The 15,010-nt window shown below is 69.7% G+C and carries 9 protein-coding genes; 5 read left to right on the top strand and 4 right to left on the bottom strand.

Translation table 11 applies throughout. The features are described 5' to 3' along the window. Nucleotides 1-10 precede the first annotated feature (10 nt). From CCZ27_RS18295 to CCZ27_RS18275, 5 genes are read left to right on the top strand one after another with little or no spacing between them, the layout of a single operon-like run. Nucleotides 11-1,066 carry a branched-chain amino acid ABC transporter permease gene (locus CCZ27_RS18295; RefSeq protein WP_096450614.1) on the top strand — a complete coding sequence of 352 codons (1,056 nt, stop codon included), beginning with the start codon at nucleotides 11-13 and terminating at the stop codon, nucleotides 1,064-1,066. 7 nt (nucleotides 1,067-1,073) lie between these two features. Then, nucleotides 1,074-2,279, top strand: coding sequence for a 3-oxoadipyl-CoA thiolase (gene pcaF, locus CCZ27_RS18290; protein WP_096450612.1), 1,206 nt, complete (start codon nucleotides 1,074-1,076; stop codon nucleotides 2,277-2,279). A gap of 24 nt (nucleotides 2,280-2,303) precedes the next feature. Next, nucleotides 2,304-3,131, top strand: a complete 828-nt coding sequence (locus CCZ27_RS18285) for a dioxygenase family protein (RefSeq protein ID WP_096450610.1) — start codon at nucleotides 2,304-2,306, stop codon at nucleotides 3,129-3,131. Between the two features lie 21 nt (nucleotides 3,132-3,152). Next, nucleotides 3,153-3,458, top strand: a complete 306-nt coding sequence (locus tag CCZ27_RS18280) for a YciI family protein (RefSeq protein WP_096450608.1) — start codon at nucleotides 3,153-3,155, stop codon at nucleotides 3,456-3,458. Next, nucleotides 3,455-3,835, top strand: a complete 381-nt coding sequence (locus CCZ27_RS18275; RefSeq protein WP_198363178.1) for a Rieske (2Fe-2S) protein — start codon at nucleotides 3,455-3,457, stop codon at nucleotides 3,833-3,835. The genes CCZ27_RS18280 and CCZ27_RS18275 overlap by 4 nt, the downstream gene beginning before the upstream one ends. 71 nt (nucleotides 3,836-3,906) lie before the next feature. On the opposite strand, the gene CCZ27_RS18270 is transcribed toward CCZ27_RS18275, so the two are convergent. The 4 genes from CCZ27_RS18270 to CCZ27_RS18255 all read right to left on the bottom strand — a co-directional run bounded on the left by CCZ27_RS18270 (nucleotide 3,907) and on the right by CCZ27_RS18255 (nucleotide 14,742). Further along, nucleotides 3,907-4,488 carry an RICIN domain-containing protein gene (locus CCZ27_RS18270; RefSeq protein ID WP_198363177.1) on the bottom strand — a complete coding sequence of 194 codons (582 nt, stop codon included), beginning with the start codon at nucleotides 4,486-4,488 and terminating at the stop codon, nucleotides 3,907-3,909. 22 nt (nucleotides 4,489-4,510) lie between these two features. Next, a complete protein-coding gene (locus CCZ27_RS18265; protein ID WP_198363176.1) occupies nucleotides 4,511-5,227 on the bottom strand; it encodes a pirin family protein in 717 nt (238 codons plus the stop codon). A gap of 68 nt (nucleotides 5,228-5,295) precedes the next feature. Next, on the bottom strand, nucleotides 5,296-5,874 hold the full coding sequence (locus CCZ27_RS18260; protein WP_096450604.1) for a YceI family protein: 579 nt from the start codon (nucleotides 5,872-5,874) through the stop codon (nucleotides 5,296-5,298). A 423-nt stretch (nucleotides 5,875-6,297) separates the two neighbouring features. Next, on the bottom strand, nucleotides 6,298-14,742 hold the full coding sequence (locus CCZ27_RS18255; protein WP_198363175.1) for an autotransporter-associated beta strand repeat-containing protein: 8,445 nt from the start codon (nucleotides 14,740-14,742) through the stop codon (nucleotides 6,298-6,300). Nucleotides 14,743-15,010 lie beyond the last annotated feature (268 nt).

The following is a 15,010-nucleotide window of genomic DNA, read 5'->3' as shown; positions in this document are numbered from 1 at the left end:
GAGAAACATCATGACGAACACGAAATTCGCCGTCGAACGCAGCACGCCGCTCTCCCGGGCGGCCCTGGGCACCGGGACGGCCCTCGTCGTCCTGGGCGCGACGCTGCCCTTCTGGGGCGGCGACGACACCCTGGTGACGCTCGTCGAGTTCCTGTACTTCCTGGCGCTGGCGCAGATGTGGAACCTGCTCGCCGGCTACGGCGGCCTGATCTCCATCGGGCAGCAAGCCTTCGTCGGGCTGGGCGCGTACGCCATGGTGGCGCTCACGCTGTTCGCCGGCATCAACCCCTTCATCGCCGTGCCGCTGGCGGGCATCGCGGCAGGCCTCGCGGCATGGCCGTCCGCCCGCGCGCTGTTCCGCCTGCAGGGGCCCTACTTCGCGGTGGGGAGCTGGGTGCTGGCCGAGATCCTGCGGCTGGTGTTCTCGAACTTCACGGTGCTCGGCGGCGGCAGCGGCATCAGCATCACGTCCGCCGTCATGGACGTCGACCCGTGGTGGCGGGGCGCGCTGAGCTACTGGCTCGCGCTGGCGGTCGGCGCGGGCTCGGTCGCCGCCGTCCATGTGCTGCTGCGCTCCAAGCGCGGCATGGCGCTGACCGCCGTGCGCGACTCGGAGACCGCGTCCGAGAGCATCGGCATCTCGGTCGGCCGCATCAAGCTCCAGGTGTACATCGCGTCGGCGATCGGCACCGGCATCATCGGCGCGCTGATCTTCCTGACCAAGCTGCGGGTGTCGCCCGATGCCGCCTTCTCCATGGAATGGTCGGCGCTGGTCATCTTCATCGTCATCATCGGCGGGGTCGGCACCATCGAGGGGCCGCTGCTGGGCACCATCCTCTACTTCGTGCTCCGCAGCTTCATGGCCGACTACGGCGCCTGGTACATGATCCTGCTGGGCGCCATCGCCGTGCTCACCATGCTCTTCATGCGCCGCGGCATCTGGGGCTGGCTCGCGGCCAGGTACGGCCTGCAGCTCTTCCCCGTACAGCGGCGGCTCCGCCGCGATTCCCCGCCATCGGCCGCAGCGTCGATTTCCCTCGGGACCTCTCCTGCTTCCAACCTCTGAGGCCATCATGAGCCAGGCATTCATCTGCGACGCAGTCCGCACCCCCATCGGCCGCTACGGCGGCGGCCTCTCGTCCATCCGTGCCGACGATCTCGGCGCCGAACCGCTGCGGGCACTGCGCCAGCGTCATCCGGACCTGGACTGGGGCGCGATCGACGACGTGGTCTTCGGCTGCGCCAACCAGGCCGGCGAGGACAACCGCAACGTCGCGCGCATGTCTTCGCTGCTGGCCGGTTTCCCGGTCGAGGTGCCGGGGACGACGGTGAACCGGCTGTGCGGTTCGGGGCTGGATGCGGTCGGGATCGCGGCCCGCGCGATCAAGTCGGACGAAGCCTCGCTGATGATCGCCGGCGGCGTCGAGAGCATGAGCCGCGCGCCGTTCGTCGTGCCCAAGGCCGAAAGCGCGTTTTCCCGAAGCAGTGCGATCCACGACACCACCATCGGCTGGCGCTTCGTGAATGCGCTGATGAAGGCCCGCTACGGCGTGGATTCCATGCCGGAGACGGCCGACAACGTCGCCGCGGACTTCGGCATCGGCCGCGAGGACCAGGATCTCTTTGCGCTGCGATCCCAGCAGAAGTGGGCCGCGGCACAGGAGGCGGGCCGCTTCGGCGACGAGATCGTCCCCGTGCTCGTTCCCCAGAAGAAGGGGGAGCCGAAGCGCTTCGACACCGACGAGCACCCGCGTCCCGACACGACCCTGGAGCAGCTCGCCGCGCTCAAGGGCGTGAACGGGCCGGGGCGGACGGTGACCGCGGGGAATGCGTCCGGGGTGAACGACGGCGCCTGCGCATTGATCCTCGCCTCCGAGGCGGCTGCCGGCAGGCACGGGCTGACGCCGGGCGCGCGCGTGGTCGCCATGGCGACCGCCGGCGTGGCGCCCAGGATCATGGGCTTCGGCCCCGCGCCGGCGGTGCGCAAGGTCCTCGCGCTTGCCGGGCTGGGCCTGGACGCGATGGACGTCATCGAACTCAACGAAGCCTTCGCGGCGCAGGCGCTGGCCGTCACGCGCGATCTCGGGCTGCCCGACGACGATCCCCGCGTCAATCCCAACGGCGGGGCGATCGCGCTGGGGCATCCGCTCGGCATGAGCGGCGCGCGCCTGGCCACCACCGCGATGTACCAGTTGCGGCGCACCGGCGGGCGCTACGCGCTGTGCACGATGTGCATCGGCGTCGGCCAGGGCATCGCGCTCATCATCGAACGCATCTGAGAACGACCCGGAGGAGATACGGACATGCGCAACCTGACCGAAGAAAACCTGACCGATGCCGTGCTGGCGAGCCTGGCCGCTTGCGGGGACGCGAGGCTCAAGGACGTGATGACGTCCCTGTTCCGGCACCTCCATGCGTTCGTGCGGGAGATCGAGCCCACGCCCGAAGAATGGTTCGCCGGCATCCGCTTCCTGACCGAGACCGGGAAGATGTGCGACGACAAGCGCCAGGAGTTCATCCTCCTGTCCGACACCTGGGGCGTTTCGATGCTGGTCGATGCGATCAACAACCGCAAGCAGGCCGGGGCCACGGAATCGAGCGTGCTGGGCCCCTTCTACGTCGATGGGGCGCCGGAGAAGAACACCGGCGCAGACCTCGCGCCGGACGAGGGGCCGGGCGTCACGGTGCGCGGCAAGGTGCGCACGCCCGATGGCAGGCCGCTCGCGAATGCGACGCTCGACGTCTGGCAGACGGCCCCGAACGGCCTCTACCACATGCAGGACGCCGGCCAGGACGAGTACCACCTCTGCGGCAAGGTCAGGACCGCCGCCGACGGGAGCTACCGCTTCCGTACGCTCAAGCCGGTTTCCTATTCGATCCCCACCGATGGCACGGTCGGCAAGTGGCTGGGGTGGGTCGGGCGCCACCCGTACCGGCCCGCGCACATCCACTTCATCGTCTCCGCGCCCGGCTGCAGGCCCGTCGTCACGCAGCTCTTCACCGAGGGCGACGCGTACCTCGAATCGGACGCCGTCTTCGCGGTGAAGAATTCGCTGGTCGTGAAGTACGAGCCGGCGGGCGGCGAATGGACGGTCGATCACGACTTCGTCCTCGAACCCGCGGTTGCGTGAGACGACGCCGGGAGCACGCCCATGTATTTCCTTGTCCTCGGCACCGATGCCCCCGGCAAGTCGGACGTCCGCCTGCGGACGCGGCCGCAGCACCGGGCCTACCTGCGCGATCCGGACGGGCACCCGGTCAAGGTGCATCTCGGCGGCCCGACGCTGAGCGCCGACGGAGAGACGATGAACGGAACCCTGCTCGTCGTGGAAGCCGGCGACATCGGCGACGTCGATCGCTTCGTCGCGGACGACCCGTATTCCCGCGCAGGGCTGTTTGCCAGGGTTGAAGTGCGGCCCTGGGCCTGGAGCCTGGGCACGCCGGAGACGACGCGATGAACTGGATGGAGCGGCCGAACCGTCCCGAGCCGGGGGCCAGGCTCTGCGCGCTCGGGGACATCCCCGACTGCGGCGCGCTCGAAGTGCAGTTCGGCGACGGGAGCGAGAATTTCCGCGTCCTCCTCCTGCGGCGGGGGGAGCGGGTGTGGACCTATCTCAACTTCTGCCCCCATTTCTCGCTGCCGCTGAACTACCAGCCGCAGACCTTCCTGGTGCTCGACGACGCGGTCGTCTGCGCCCACCACACCGCCTTCTTCAATCTTTCCGACGGCAGGTGCACCGACGGGCCGTGCGTGGGGAACAGCCTGACCGCGCTGCCTCACCACCGGGTCGGCGACGAGATCCGGTTCGGCGCCGCGCCGGCCGTGTCCCCCTGAAGCCACGACGCCGCGTTCCCGGCCGCGGGCGGCCGGCCCTCCGCCCCGATCGAGCGGGCGAGCGGTCGATGCTACCGGGACGGCCGGGTGTTGCCCGGGATGCTGAAATGCCAGCGCGAGCGGGCCGGGTCGGCCGTCTCGCAGGCTTCGAGATAAAGCGCGCGCCAGCGGTGCTCGTCCGAGAAGGTCGTCGCGGACTCGGGGCCGGCCGTCAGGCACAGCCCGGAGCCTTGCAGCTCGACGTGTCCGTTCTTCTTCAACGTGAAGACCTGCAGGCGCCCGGCCTCGAGGAAGGGGGAACGTTCGCCGCAGTCCCGCGCCACGAGCGCCGCGCCGGGCAGCGCCCGTCCGTTCAGGCCGGCGGCGGTCGCGCACTTGTCGTAGGCCGGAAACCGGATGCGGCCGTCCGCTTCGAGCACCACCGCCTCGTCGGCATACAGGCCGGGCTTGCAGTTGTGCGCCGTCATCGGCAGGTCGAAGCGGATGTACGGCCCCGAGCCGACGATGTCCAGGCAGTAGCCGTCCTCCGGCCGGTCCAGCGGATCGACCAGCTTCAGGTGGCCCGGTGCGGGCGCCGGCGCAGCCTGGCCTGCCGGGCTGCCGACGGCGAGCAGGGCCCCGATGACGAAGCCGATCCTGATCACATGTCTCATGGCGGTGCTTTCCCCGTGCCGGTCAGTAACGCGGCATCTCGTTCGGGCGCAGGTCGAACAGCAGCACTTCCGCCTGATCGCCGTTCGCGAAGTCGATGGCGCCCGGATCGCGCAGCTTCACCGCATCGCCGGCGGACAGCCTTCTGCCATCGATGTCGATCGCGCCGCGCGCCACATGCACGTAGGCAAAGCGCCCGGCCGGCAGCTCGAAGCGCTGGTGCTCGCCGCCGTCGAACAGGCCCGCGTACGCGCGCGCGTCCTGATACACCGACAGCGAGCCGTCCGCGCCATCGGGCGAGATGATCAGCCGCAACCGGCCGCGCTTCTCTTCGGGGGCGAAGCGGCGCTGCTGGTAGCGAGGCGCCACGCCCTTGCGGTCGGGCACGATCCAGATCTGCAGGAAGTGCACCTCGTCCGTGCGCGAGGCGTTGTATTCGCTGTGGCGCACGCCGGTGCCGGCACTCATCGTCTGCACGTCGCCCGGGCGGATCACCGAGCCGGTGCCCATCGAATCCTTGTGTTCGAGCGCGCCGTCGAGGACGTAGGAGAAGATCTCCATGTCGCGATGGCCGTGGGTGTCGAAGCCACGGCCGGGGCGCACGCGGTCGTCGTTGATCACCAGCAGGTCGGAGAACCCCATGTGCTCGGGGTCGTAGTAGCTGCCGAAGGAAAAGCTGTGCTGCGAATACAGCCAGCCGAAATTCGCGATGCCGCGCTCCGCGGCCGGTCTCAGTTCCATCACTTCCTTGTCCTCGATGAGTCGGCGGGTGGCGGCACGCCCGGGCGGGACGTGCCGCGCCCGCGGGTTCAGCCCTTGATCGCTTCGAGCGAGACGGTGATCGTCACGTCGTCGCCCACGTTGGGCGCGTACTTGCCGGCGTTGAACTCGGTGCGCTTGATGACGACGGTGGCGTCGGCGCCGATGGCGTCCTTCTTCAGCATCGGGTGCGCCATGTTGACGAAGTTGGTGACCTTCAGCGTCACCGGCCTGGTGACGCCCTTGATCGTCAGGTTGCCGTCGATGCTCGCCGGCTTGTCGCCCTCGAAATTGACCTTGGTCGACTTGAAGGTGGCGGTCGGGTACTTGGCGGTATCGAGGAAGTCCTCGCCCTGGATGTGCTCGTTGAAGGTCGAATGGCCAGTATCGACCGACTTCATGTCGATGACGATGTCGACCGCGCCGGTCTTCGCCGCCTTGTCGAGCACCACGGTGCCGGTCGTCTTGTCGAAGCGCGAGAGCTGCGTGGACATGCCGAAGTGGCTGTACGAGAAGCGCGGGAAGGTGTGGGTGCCGTCGACGTTGTAGGTCTCCGGCGCGGCCAGCGCGGGGGCGGCGGCAGCGGCGGCGATGACGAGGGCGGCGGAGAGCTTGGCGAGTCGGTTCATGGATCTGTCCTCTACGGTTGGGTGAAGCAAACGGGAAGGTGAAAAGGCTTTCTTGCCGGCGGCGTGAAGGCGGCCGGAACGGTGCGCTGCATGGCCGGCATTTCGTTGCGGTACGGGTCGGCGTCAGGCGGCGCGGCGGGAGAGCATCCGGGCCGGTACGTCGTCACAGAGCAGGCCGGGGATCAGGACGGCGATGCCCCGGTGCGGTGCCTCGGCCGTTCGTGTGTCGTGTCCGTCCATGCGCTCGACTCCTTTGCCGAGGCGCCCGAACCGGGTTCGGGCCGCTGCCATGGACGAACTCTACGTGCTGTCGATATGGCGAGATAGGCGCCAATCGACAAAAGACAATTGCCGGACCTGCAACAATGGGTCGGAATCGCTGCGATGGACCCCGGCCGCTTCCGGGGCGTCCCGCCGCCCGCGCTAGAAGCGGGCGCGAAAACCGGCGCTGCCTTTCAGCGAGGACGACCTGCCGGCGCCGTCGAGCGGTGTATCCGCCGAGATCTCGCCGTAGAGGGCGTAGCGCCCGTCTTTCCATGTGTAGCTGCCGCCGACGCCGAACTCGCCCCACAGGCGCTTGTCGCGCTGCGCTATGTCGGTGCCGGATACCTCGACGCGGGTGCCGCCCAGCCATTCGTACGTCAGGTTGGCGATGCCGTACACATGGGTGCGGCGGACGTCGCCCGCGCTGCCGGTGCTGCTGTCCTGGTAGTCGAGCGAGACGCCGAAGCGGGTCTTCAGGCTGTCGCCGCTGCCGGGCGAGACGTGCGCGCCGAAGGAGTCGGTGAAGCGGTCGAAATCGACGCTGGAATAAACGACCTGCGCCTGCGGCGTCATGCTGTAGCCGCGCTCCAGCGCAATGCGCCGCCCCGCTTCGGCGCTCACGGCGTACCCCGTGCCGTCGTTGCCCTTGGCGCGCTTGCCGAGCACGGCGGATTTGAGGTCGCTGTCGTACCACGAGAACTGCGCCTGGCCGTCCACGTAGTAGCCGTCCGCGCCGTACCAGGTGAGCGTGCCGCCCACGCCGTGGCCCCGCGTCTCGATGCTGCCGTCGCCGTAGATCGAGTCGATGCGGGCGTCGGCCTCGCCGTGGCGGAAATTGACGCCGCCGATCAGCGTGCCGCCGTCGGCCTCCTGCCTGAGCGTGCGGTCGATGCCCACCTGCACCTGCCTGGTCTCGATGCGCTGGTCGGCCCGGCCGCTCGACGATGCCGGCTCGAAACGGTGGTGGCTGGCCTCCACGCGGCCCCATGCTTCGCGCCCGGACGGGACGGAGTCGCCGCCCCAGGCGCGGTTGCCGATGCGCTGCTGCAGGGTCGGCAGGCCGTTCAGCGCGAGCAGGGTCTTGGGGTAGGCTTCGTAGACCGGCACGCCCGGCTGGTAGAGCGGCGGCGCGGGGGGGCGGGGAGGTTCGGGAGGGTTGGTGAGGGCGGAACGCAGATACCAGTCGCCATCGGCCGGATTGGCGATGCCGTTCTTGTAGAGCCGGTAGCCGTAGGCGCCGGCGATCACCGCCGGCTGCCCTTCGAAGGTGTAGTCGCCGCGCAGCGTGAACACACCGCCGGAGGCGCCGCCCACATCGACGATCCTGATGCCCTCGCTGGTCTGCGCGCCGAGGCCGTCGCGGTTGATGACCACGACCTCCGTGCTGCCGGCGGTGTCGCCGGTGACCACCAGCAGGTCGGTGGGCGAGGCGTCGCCCCCCAGCGCCGCTTCGATCTCCAGCGCACCGCCGTCGCTGGTGTAATCGCCCGCGATCGTCAGCGTGCCGATGCTGCGGCCGGGCGCAACCGTGCCGCGGTTGATCACGCTCATCACCTGGCCAGTGCCCTCCAGCCGGGCGCCCTGATCCACGAAGAGCCGGTAGCCGCCGAGCACGCCGTCGACCGCCAGCGTGCCCGCGGCGACCGTGCCCGTGCTGCTGTAGCCCGCACCGTTGCCGGCGATGACGAGGGTGCCGCCGCCATCCTTGACGAAGGTACCCAGGCCGGTGAACACGCCGTTCAGCGTGAAGGCGGTGCCGGCGTCGGTCAGGATCGTGCCGCCGGGCTCGTTGATGCCGACACCGCGCGCGCTGGTCACGTCGCCGGTGGTGTGCAGCGTACCGCCCTCGATGGTGAGGTCCGCCGTCGCCTCGCCAAGGTTGGCGTCGGTGGAGATCTGCAGCGTGCCGCCTTTGACCCAGGTGCCGCCGGCGTAGCCGTTGGCCTGCGTCAGCACCAGGGTGCCGTCGCCGGTCTTGGTGAGCGAGCCGGGTCCGGCGATGGCGCCGCCGTAGCCGAGTCGCGTGCCGGCCACGGTCTCGAGGGTGCCGCCCAGTTCGCCCAGTTCGCCTGGCCGGGTGGTGTCGACATCGGCCGTGGTGCGCAGCGTGCCGTCGTCCAGGCTCAGCGCCGTGCCGGCCTGGCCGAGGTTGGCGTCGCGCGAGATCTGCAGCACGCCGCCGGTGACCGCGGTGCCGCCGCTGTAGGTGTTGTCGGCTTCGAGCACCAGGGTGCCGAGGTCGGTCTTGACCAGCGTGGTGTCGCCGCGCAGTTCCGCGGCGATGGTGGCGGTGAATGCGCGCCCCGCCTCGCTGCCGTCGCCGACCCGGATGAGGGAGCGCTCCGGCGTCGCCACCGAATCCACCAGCGTGATGCCGCCGCCCTGTATCCGGTAGCCGTCGCTGGCGAACTGCATGCCCGAGGCGCGCACCTCGCCGAGCCCTTCGTCCACGTCGACGGTGCCCGGCGCGCCCATGAAGATGGCGAACGCGGCATTGGACCAGGCCGCGTTGGGAATCCCGAGGCCGTTGGTCCAGTTGTCGTCGTCGGCGACGCCGGCCGAGGCATGCCAGGTGCCGTTGCCGCCGAAGACCTGGCCGTTGCCCTCCGGGCCCGGATCGCCGCCGTCCCAGAAGTTGAGTTCGAGACCGGCGGTGTAGGCCAGGTTCACCTGATTGGCCACCGCGGTCTGGACGAAGTAGTCCGCCGCGTCGCTGCCCGTGGGCAGGGTGCCGATGTCGAGCACGCCGTTGTTCATGCTGCCCGCGTAGCTGATGATGCGGTAGATGCCCACGTCGAACGCGCCGCCCTCGGTGAGCGCGACGTCGATCGTGCCGGCCAGGGTCAGGTCGCCTTCCACCACGGTCAGGTCGTTGAACGCACCGCCCACGACGTTCGCCTGCCCGAACTGGTAGGCCAGCACCGACCCCGCATCCAGATCGAGGTTCTGCCTGATGGTGAGCGTGCCCGGCACCGTGCCGATGTCGCCCGGTGCCAGGGTGGCGCCGGCGGCGATGGCGACGCTGCCGCCGATGATGCCGGTGCCGCCCAGCGTCCCGCCGCCCTGCGCCGTGGTCAGCCCGGTGGCGGCGCGCTGGTCGCCGTTGACGTAGAGGCCGCCGGCGACGATGTCGGTGGTGCCGCCGTAGCTGTTGGTGCCGAACAGCACGGTGTCGCCCGTGCCCTGCTGGACGACCTTGCCCGAGCCGGAGATGTTGCCGGTGAAGGGCAGCAGGTCGCTGCGCTCGAAGGCCAGCGTGCCGTCATCGAGCACGTCGCCGAAGAAGTTGCCCGCGCTGCCGCCGTCGCCCAGTTGCAGGGTGCCGCGTTCGATGGTGGTGCCGCCGCTGTAGGTGTTGTTGGCGGTGAAGACGGTCGTGCCCGTGCCCCGCTGGACGAAGGCGCCCGTGCCGGTGATCTGGCCCGGCAGGGTCACCGCATCGCTGCGGTCGACGGCGAGCACGGCATTGTCGACCACCGGCCCGACGATGCTGCCGGAGGTGCCGCCGTCGCCCAGTTGCAGCACGCCCGCGGCGATGGTGGTGCGGCCGGTGTAGGTGCTGTCGCCGGTCAGGATGGTCGTGCCGGTGCCGATCTGGTCGAGCTGGCCGCCGCCGGAAACGACGCCGGCAAAGACGTAGGCATCCGAGCGCTCGAAGGCCAGCGTGCCCTCGTCGGCCACGTTGCCGACGATGCTGCCGGTGGTGCCGCCGTCGCCGATCTGCAGCGTGCCCTGGGTGATGGTGGTGCCGCCGGTATACGTGTTGGCGCTGGTCAGCACCGTGGTGCCGCTGCCGCGCTGGGCGAGTTCGCCGCCGCCGGAAACGATGCCGCCGAAGGTGTAGGTGTCCGAGCGGTTGAAGGCCAGCGTGCCCTCGTCGGCGACGTCGCCGAGGATGCTGCCGGTGGTGCCGCCGTTGCCGAGCTGCAGCGTGCCGGCGTCGATGAAGGTGCCGCCGGTGTAGGTGCTGTCGTTGGTCAGCACCGTGCTGCCGCTGCCGATCTGGCGCAGTTCGCCGGCGCCCGACACCATGCCGCCGAACGCGTGGCTGTCGCTGCGGTTGAAGGCCAGCGTGGCGCCGCCCGCCACATCCACGTCATTGAGGATGCTGCCGCTGGTCCCGCCGCCGCCCACTTGCAGCGTGCCGGCCTCGACGATGGTGCCGCCGCTGTAGGTATTGGCGTTGGTGAGGACGAGCGTGCCGTCGCCGGCCTTGGTCAGGAAGGCCGCCGGCAGCGACGGGGCTTCGACGATGGCGCCGTCGAGCGTGAGCCGGGTCCCGGCGTCCGTCTCTATCGTTCCGCTGCTGGTGCCGATGCCGCTATTGCCGAGGATGACCATGCGGCCGGTGCCGAAGCTGGCGGTCGTCCGCAGCGTCGAGCCGTTGAGGATGGCGAGGGCGCCGGACGCGGCGCCGAGGTTTTCGTCACGGGAAACCTGCAGCGTGCCGCCGGAGATGCCGGTGCCGCCCGTGTAGCTGTTGGTGCCGGTGAGGATGAGCGTGCCGAGGTCCTCCTTGAACAACGCGCCGCCGTTCAGGGGCGAGGCGATGGTCGCCGTCACCGCGGTGCTGGCCGCGGTGCCGTCGCCGACGCGGATGAAGGAGACGCCGCCGCTCGCGGGATCGGGCACCAGCGTGATCGGATCGCCCTGGATCAGATAGCCGCTGCTGGCGAACTGCATGCCGATGGTCCTGACCGTGCCGTTCGTGTCGTCCACCGTGACCGTGCCGGGCGTCGCCATGAAGACGGCGAAGGCCGTGTCCTGCCACGGCGCATTGGGATTGCCGCCGGGGTTGTTGGTCCAGTTGTTGTCGTCGCCGACGCCGGCGTCGGCATGCCAGACGCCGTCGCCGCCGTTGATGACGTCGTTGTTCTTCGGGCCGGCGTCGCCGTCCCAGTAGTTGAGGGCGAGCCCGGCGGTATTGACCAGGTTGACCTGGTTCGGGACGGCGGTCTGGACGAAGAAGCCGGTCAGCGGACCGGTCGCGACCGGCGCCTCCTGCGGCGTCGCCGGCGCGGTCATGTAGGAACCGAGCTGCAGCCCGTCGTTCGGGATGGAGAGGCTTCCGCCGTAGTTGAAGATGCGGTAGATGCCGGGGCCGAGGGTCTGGCCGAAATCCACCACGTTGATGATGCCGTCCAGGATCAGGTCGCCCTGCACCACGGTCAGGTCGTTGAGCGCGCCGCCGGCGACGTTGGCCTGGACGATGTTGTAGAACAGGATGGCGTTCGGGTTGAGCGTGAGATTGCCCTCGATGGTGAGCGTGGCGGGGGTCTGCGGCTGACTGCCGGGGCCCAGCGTGGCGTTGTCGGCGATGACGACGTCGCCGCCGACGGTGCCGTCGCCGCCCAGGCGGGTGCCGCTGGCCGCGGTGGTCGGCCCGTTCGCGGCACTCTGGTTGCCGTTGATGTAGAGCCAGCCGTTCGAGATGGTGGTGGGGCCGTCGTAGCTGTTGTCGCCGGTGAGGATGGTGACGCCGGCGCCGGCCTGGACCACTTCGCCGCTGCCGGATATCTCGCCGTCGAAAGTGACCCGGTCGGCGCGGTCGAAGACGAGGCGGCCGTCGTTCGCGACGTCGCCGGCGATGCTGCCGGTCGTCCCGCCATCGCCAAGCTGCAGCGTGCCGCTGCCGATGGCGGTGCCGCCGGAGTAGGTGCTGGCATTGGTCAGCACCGTGGTGCCGCTGCCGATCTGGTGGAGTTCGCCGCTGCCCGACACCGCGCCGCCGAAGACGTAGGTGTCGGACCGGTTGAAGGCGAGCACGCCGTTGTCGGCCACGTTGCCGAGGATGGAGCCGGTGGTGCCGCCGTTGCCGAGCTGCAGCGTGCCGGCCGCGATGGTGGTGCCGCCGCTGTAGGTGTTGGTGCTGGTCAGGACGAGTTCGCCGTCGCCGGCCTTGACCAGCGCGGCGGCCGGCAGCGACGGGTCTTCCACGATCGCGCCGTTGACCGTGAGCCGGGTCCCCGCGTCCGTCGCTATCGTTCCGCTGCTGGCGCCGATGCCGCTGCTGCCGAGGATGATCGTGCGCCCGGTGTCGAAGCTGGCGGTCGTATTCAGCGTCGAACCGTTGAGGATGATCAGCGCGCTGGACGCCACCCCCAGATTCGCGTCCTGCGAGATCCGCAGCGTGCCGCCGAAGATGCCGGTGCCGTTGGTGTAGGTGTTGACGCCGTCGAGGACGAGCGTGCCCAGGTCCTCCTTCACCAGACCGCCGCCGGTCAGCTCCGCGTCGATCGTCGCCGTCATCGCGGCGCCGGCCGCGGTGCCGTCGCCGACGCGGACGAAGGTGATGTTGCCCGTCGTCGAGTCCAGCAGCGTGAGCGGCTGGCCGGTCACCCGGTAGCCGTCGCTGGCGAACTGCATGCCGCGGCTCGTGACCGCCCCCAGGCCGTTGTCCACCGTGACCGTGCCCGGCGTGGCCATGAAGATGGCGTAGCCCCCATCCAGCCACGGCGCGTTGATGTCGCCGGCGGAATCGGTCCAGTTGTCGTTGAGGGTGCCGGGCGAAGCCTGCCAGGTGCCGGTGCCGCCCTCGATGGCGTCGTCGTTCTTCGGCACGACGTCCCAGTAGTTGAGGGCGAGCCCGCCGGTGTTGACCAGGTTGACCTGGCCCTGGATCGAGGTCTGGACGGTGAAGCCGGTCAGCGGCGCGACCACGGTCTGCGTGTCCTGCGGCGAAGCCGGGGCATTGACCAGCGAGCCTATCGTCAGGCCGTTGTTGGTGAGGGTGCCGCCGTAGTTGATGATCCGGTAGACCCCGGGGCCGAAGACCTGGCCCTGGTTGGCGACGTCGATGATGCCGTCGAGCACCAGGTTGCCCTGCACCACGGTCAGGTCGTTGAGCGCGCCGCCGGCGACGTTGGCCTGCACCAGGTTGTAGAGCAGGAAGGAATTGGGGTTGAGGGTGAGGCTGCCCTGGATGGTCAGGGCGCCGGGCGTCTGCGGCTCGGCGCCGGGGGCGAGCGTGGCGTTGTCGGCGATCGTCACGTCGCCGCCGACGATGCCGTTGCCGCCCAGGCGCGTGCCGGCGGCGGCGGTGGTCGGCCCGGTCGCGCCGGTCTGGCTGCCATCCACGTAGAGCCAGCCGCTGGCGATGGTGGTGGCGCCGGCATAGCTGTTGTTGCCGCTGAGGACGGTGACGCCCGCGCCGGCATGGACCACCGCGCCACTCCCCGAGATGGTGCCGCCGAAGCTGACCCGGTCCGAGCGGTTGAACGCCAGGACGCCGTTGTCGATCACGTCGCCGACGATGCTGCCGGTCGTGCCGCCATTGCCGATCTGCAGTGTGCCGCCGCTGATCGTCGTGCCGTCGGCATAGGTGTTGGCGCCGGACAGGATCAGGGTGCCGGCGCCGCTCTTGGTGAGCGTGCCCGCGCCGGCGATGCCCTGGCTCACCGTGCTGGTCACGCCGCCATCCGTCTGGATGGTGCCGTCGCTGGCGGTGACGGTGAGCGCGCGCGACGGCGAAAGATCGAAGCTGCTGGTGATCTCCAGCGTGCCGCCATCCAGCGTCAATGGACTGCCGGCAGCGCCCAGCCGGTTGTCGGCATCGATGGCGACGGTACCCTGCCGGATCGTGGTGCCGCCCGCATAGCCGTTGGCGCCGGACAGCGTGAGCACGCCCGCGCCCGTCTTCAGCACCGCGCCCGACCCGCCGATGACGCCCGAATAGCTGCCGTTGTCCGGCTGGACGAAATGCACCAGGCCGTTGTCGGTGACGCTGGGCGGCAGGCTCTGCGCGCGCGCTTCCAGCGTTCCCGCGGGGTCGACCACCACCGAACCGTTGAAGTTGACGTTGTTGCCGGTCAGCGCCAGGGTGCCCTGCTGCACCGTGACGGCGAGCGGCGTGCCGCCGCCGTTGCTGCCCACCGTGCCGGACAGCGTCCAGCGGCCCTCGCCGGCCTTGATCAGCGTCTGGAAATTGCTGATGTTGCCGGGCAGCGCGTCGCTCGACCCGGCCGCGCCTTCGAGCCGCAGCGCGTTGGTGCCGCCGCCGCCGTTGAAACCGCCGCTGATGACCGAGCCCGGAAACAGCGTCAGCGTGTCGTTGCCGCTGGCGAACGAGAGGCCGCCATAGACCACGGCGCCGGCGCGGTTGATGAAATTGACGTCGCTGTGCGACTGGTTGCCGATGACGTTGTCGATGACGCTGCTGCTTCCGCTGCCGCGCTGGATGGTGCCGTAGTTGTCGATGGTGTTGGTGCCGAGGGTCTTGTCCTCGAACCAGATCGCCGCCGAATTGAGCCCGGAGATCAACCCCCGGTTGATGACGGTGTTGCCGGAACCGATGAGATTGATCGCCTCGGCATTGGTCGATGCACCCAGCGCCCGCACCGAGGCACCCTCGGCGATGGTCAGCGTGCCGTTGGAATTGAATTCGATGGTGTTCCGGCCCGCGCCCCACAGGCCGTTGCCGCCGCTGCTGCCCGCGGTGCTTAAGACGCTGGCGCCGGAATTCACCGTGATCGTGGCGTTGTCGCCGAGGCTGATCGCGCTGGCGTTGCCGCCGTTCAGTTGCGCGCCGCCGTTGATCGTGACCGTCGCGCCGGACGCCGTGGATGGACCGCTGCCCACCGTCGCGTTGGTCGTACCCGTGCACACGGCATTGGGCAGGGGGCTGCACGCAGCCCATGCCGTGGGAGAACCGAGGGTCCCGCTCGCCGACAGTCCGGCGAGTATCGAAAAGGATACTGGCGACAGCTTCATACATCCCCCTTTTCCCGGGTGCCTCTCGATTGGCGCGCCGAGCCCCGCATTCCCGGCGGCCGTTCCGGACCGCCGTCGATGAGGGATTCTTCCGCTCGTCGTTGCGCCAACCAGGGCCTGGCCGGCCCTGTCGCACCCTTTCAGGCGTTGCGTCTGATGACTG

It is taken from the genome of Thauera sp. K11, assembly GCF_002354895.1.
Taxonomy (GTDB): domain Bacteria; phylum Pseudomonadota; class Gammaproteobacteria; order Burkholderiales; family Rhodocyclaceae; genus Thauera; species Thauera sinica.
The sequence above is the reverse complement of the archived record's forward strand: the minus strand, read 5'-3'. Positions and strand labels throughout refer to the sequence as shown.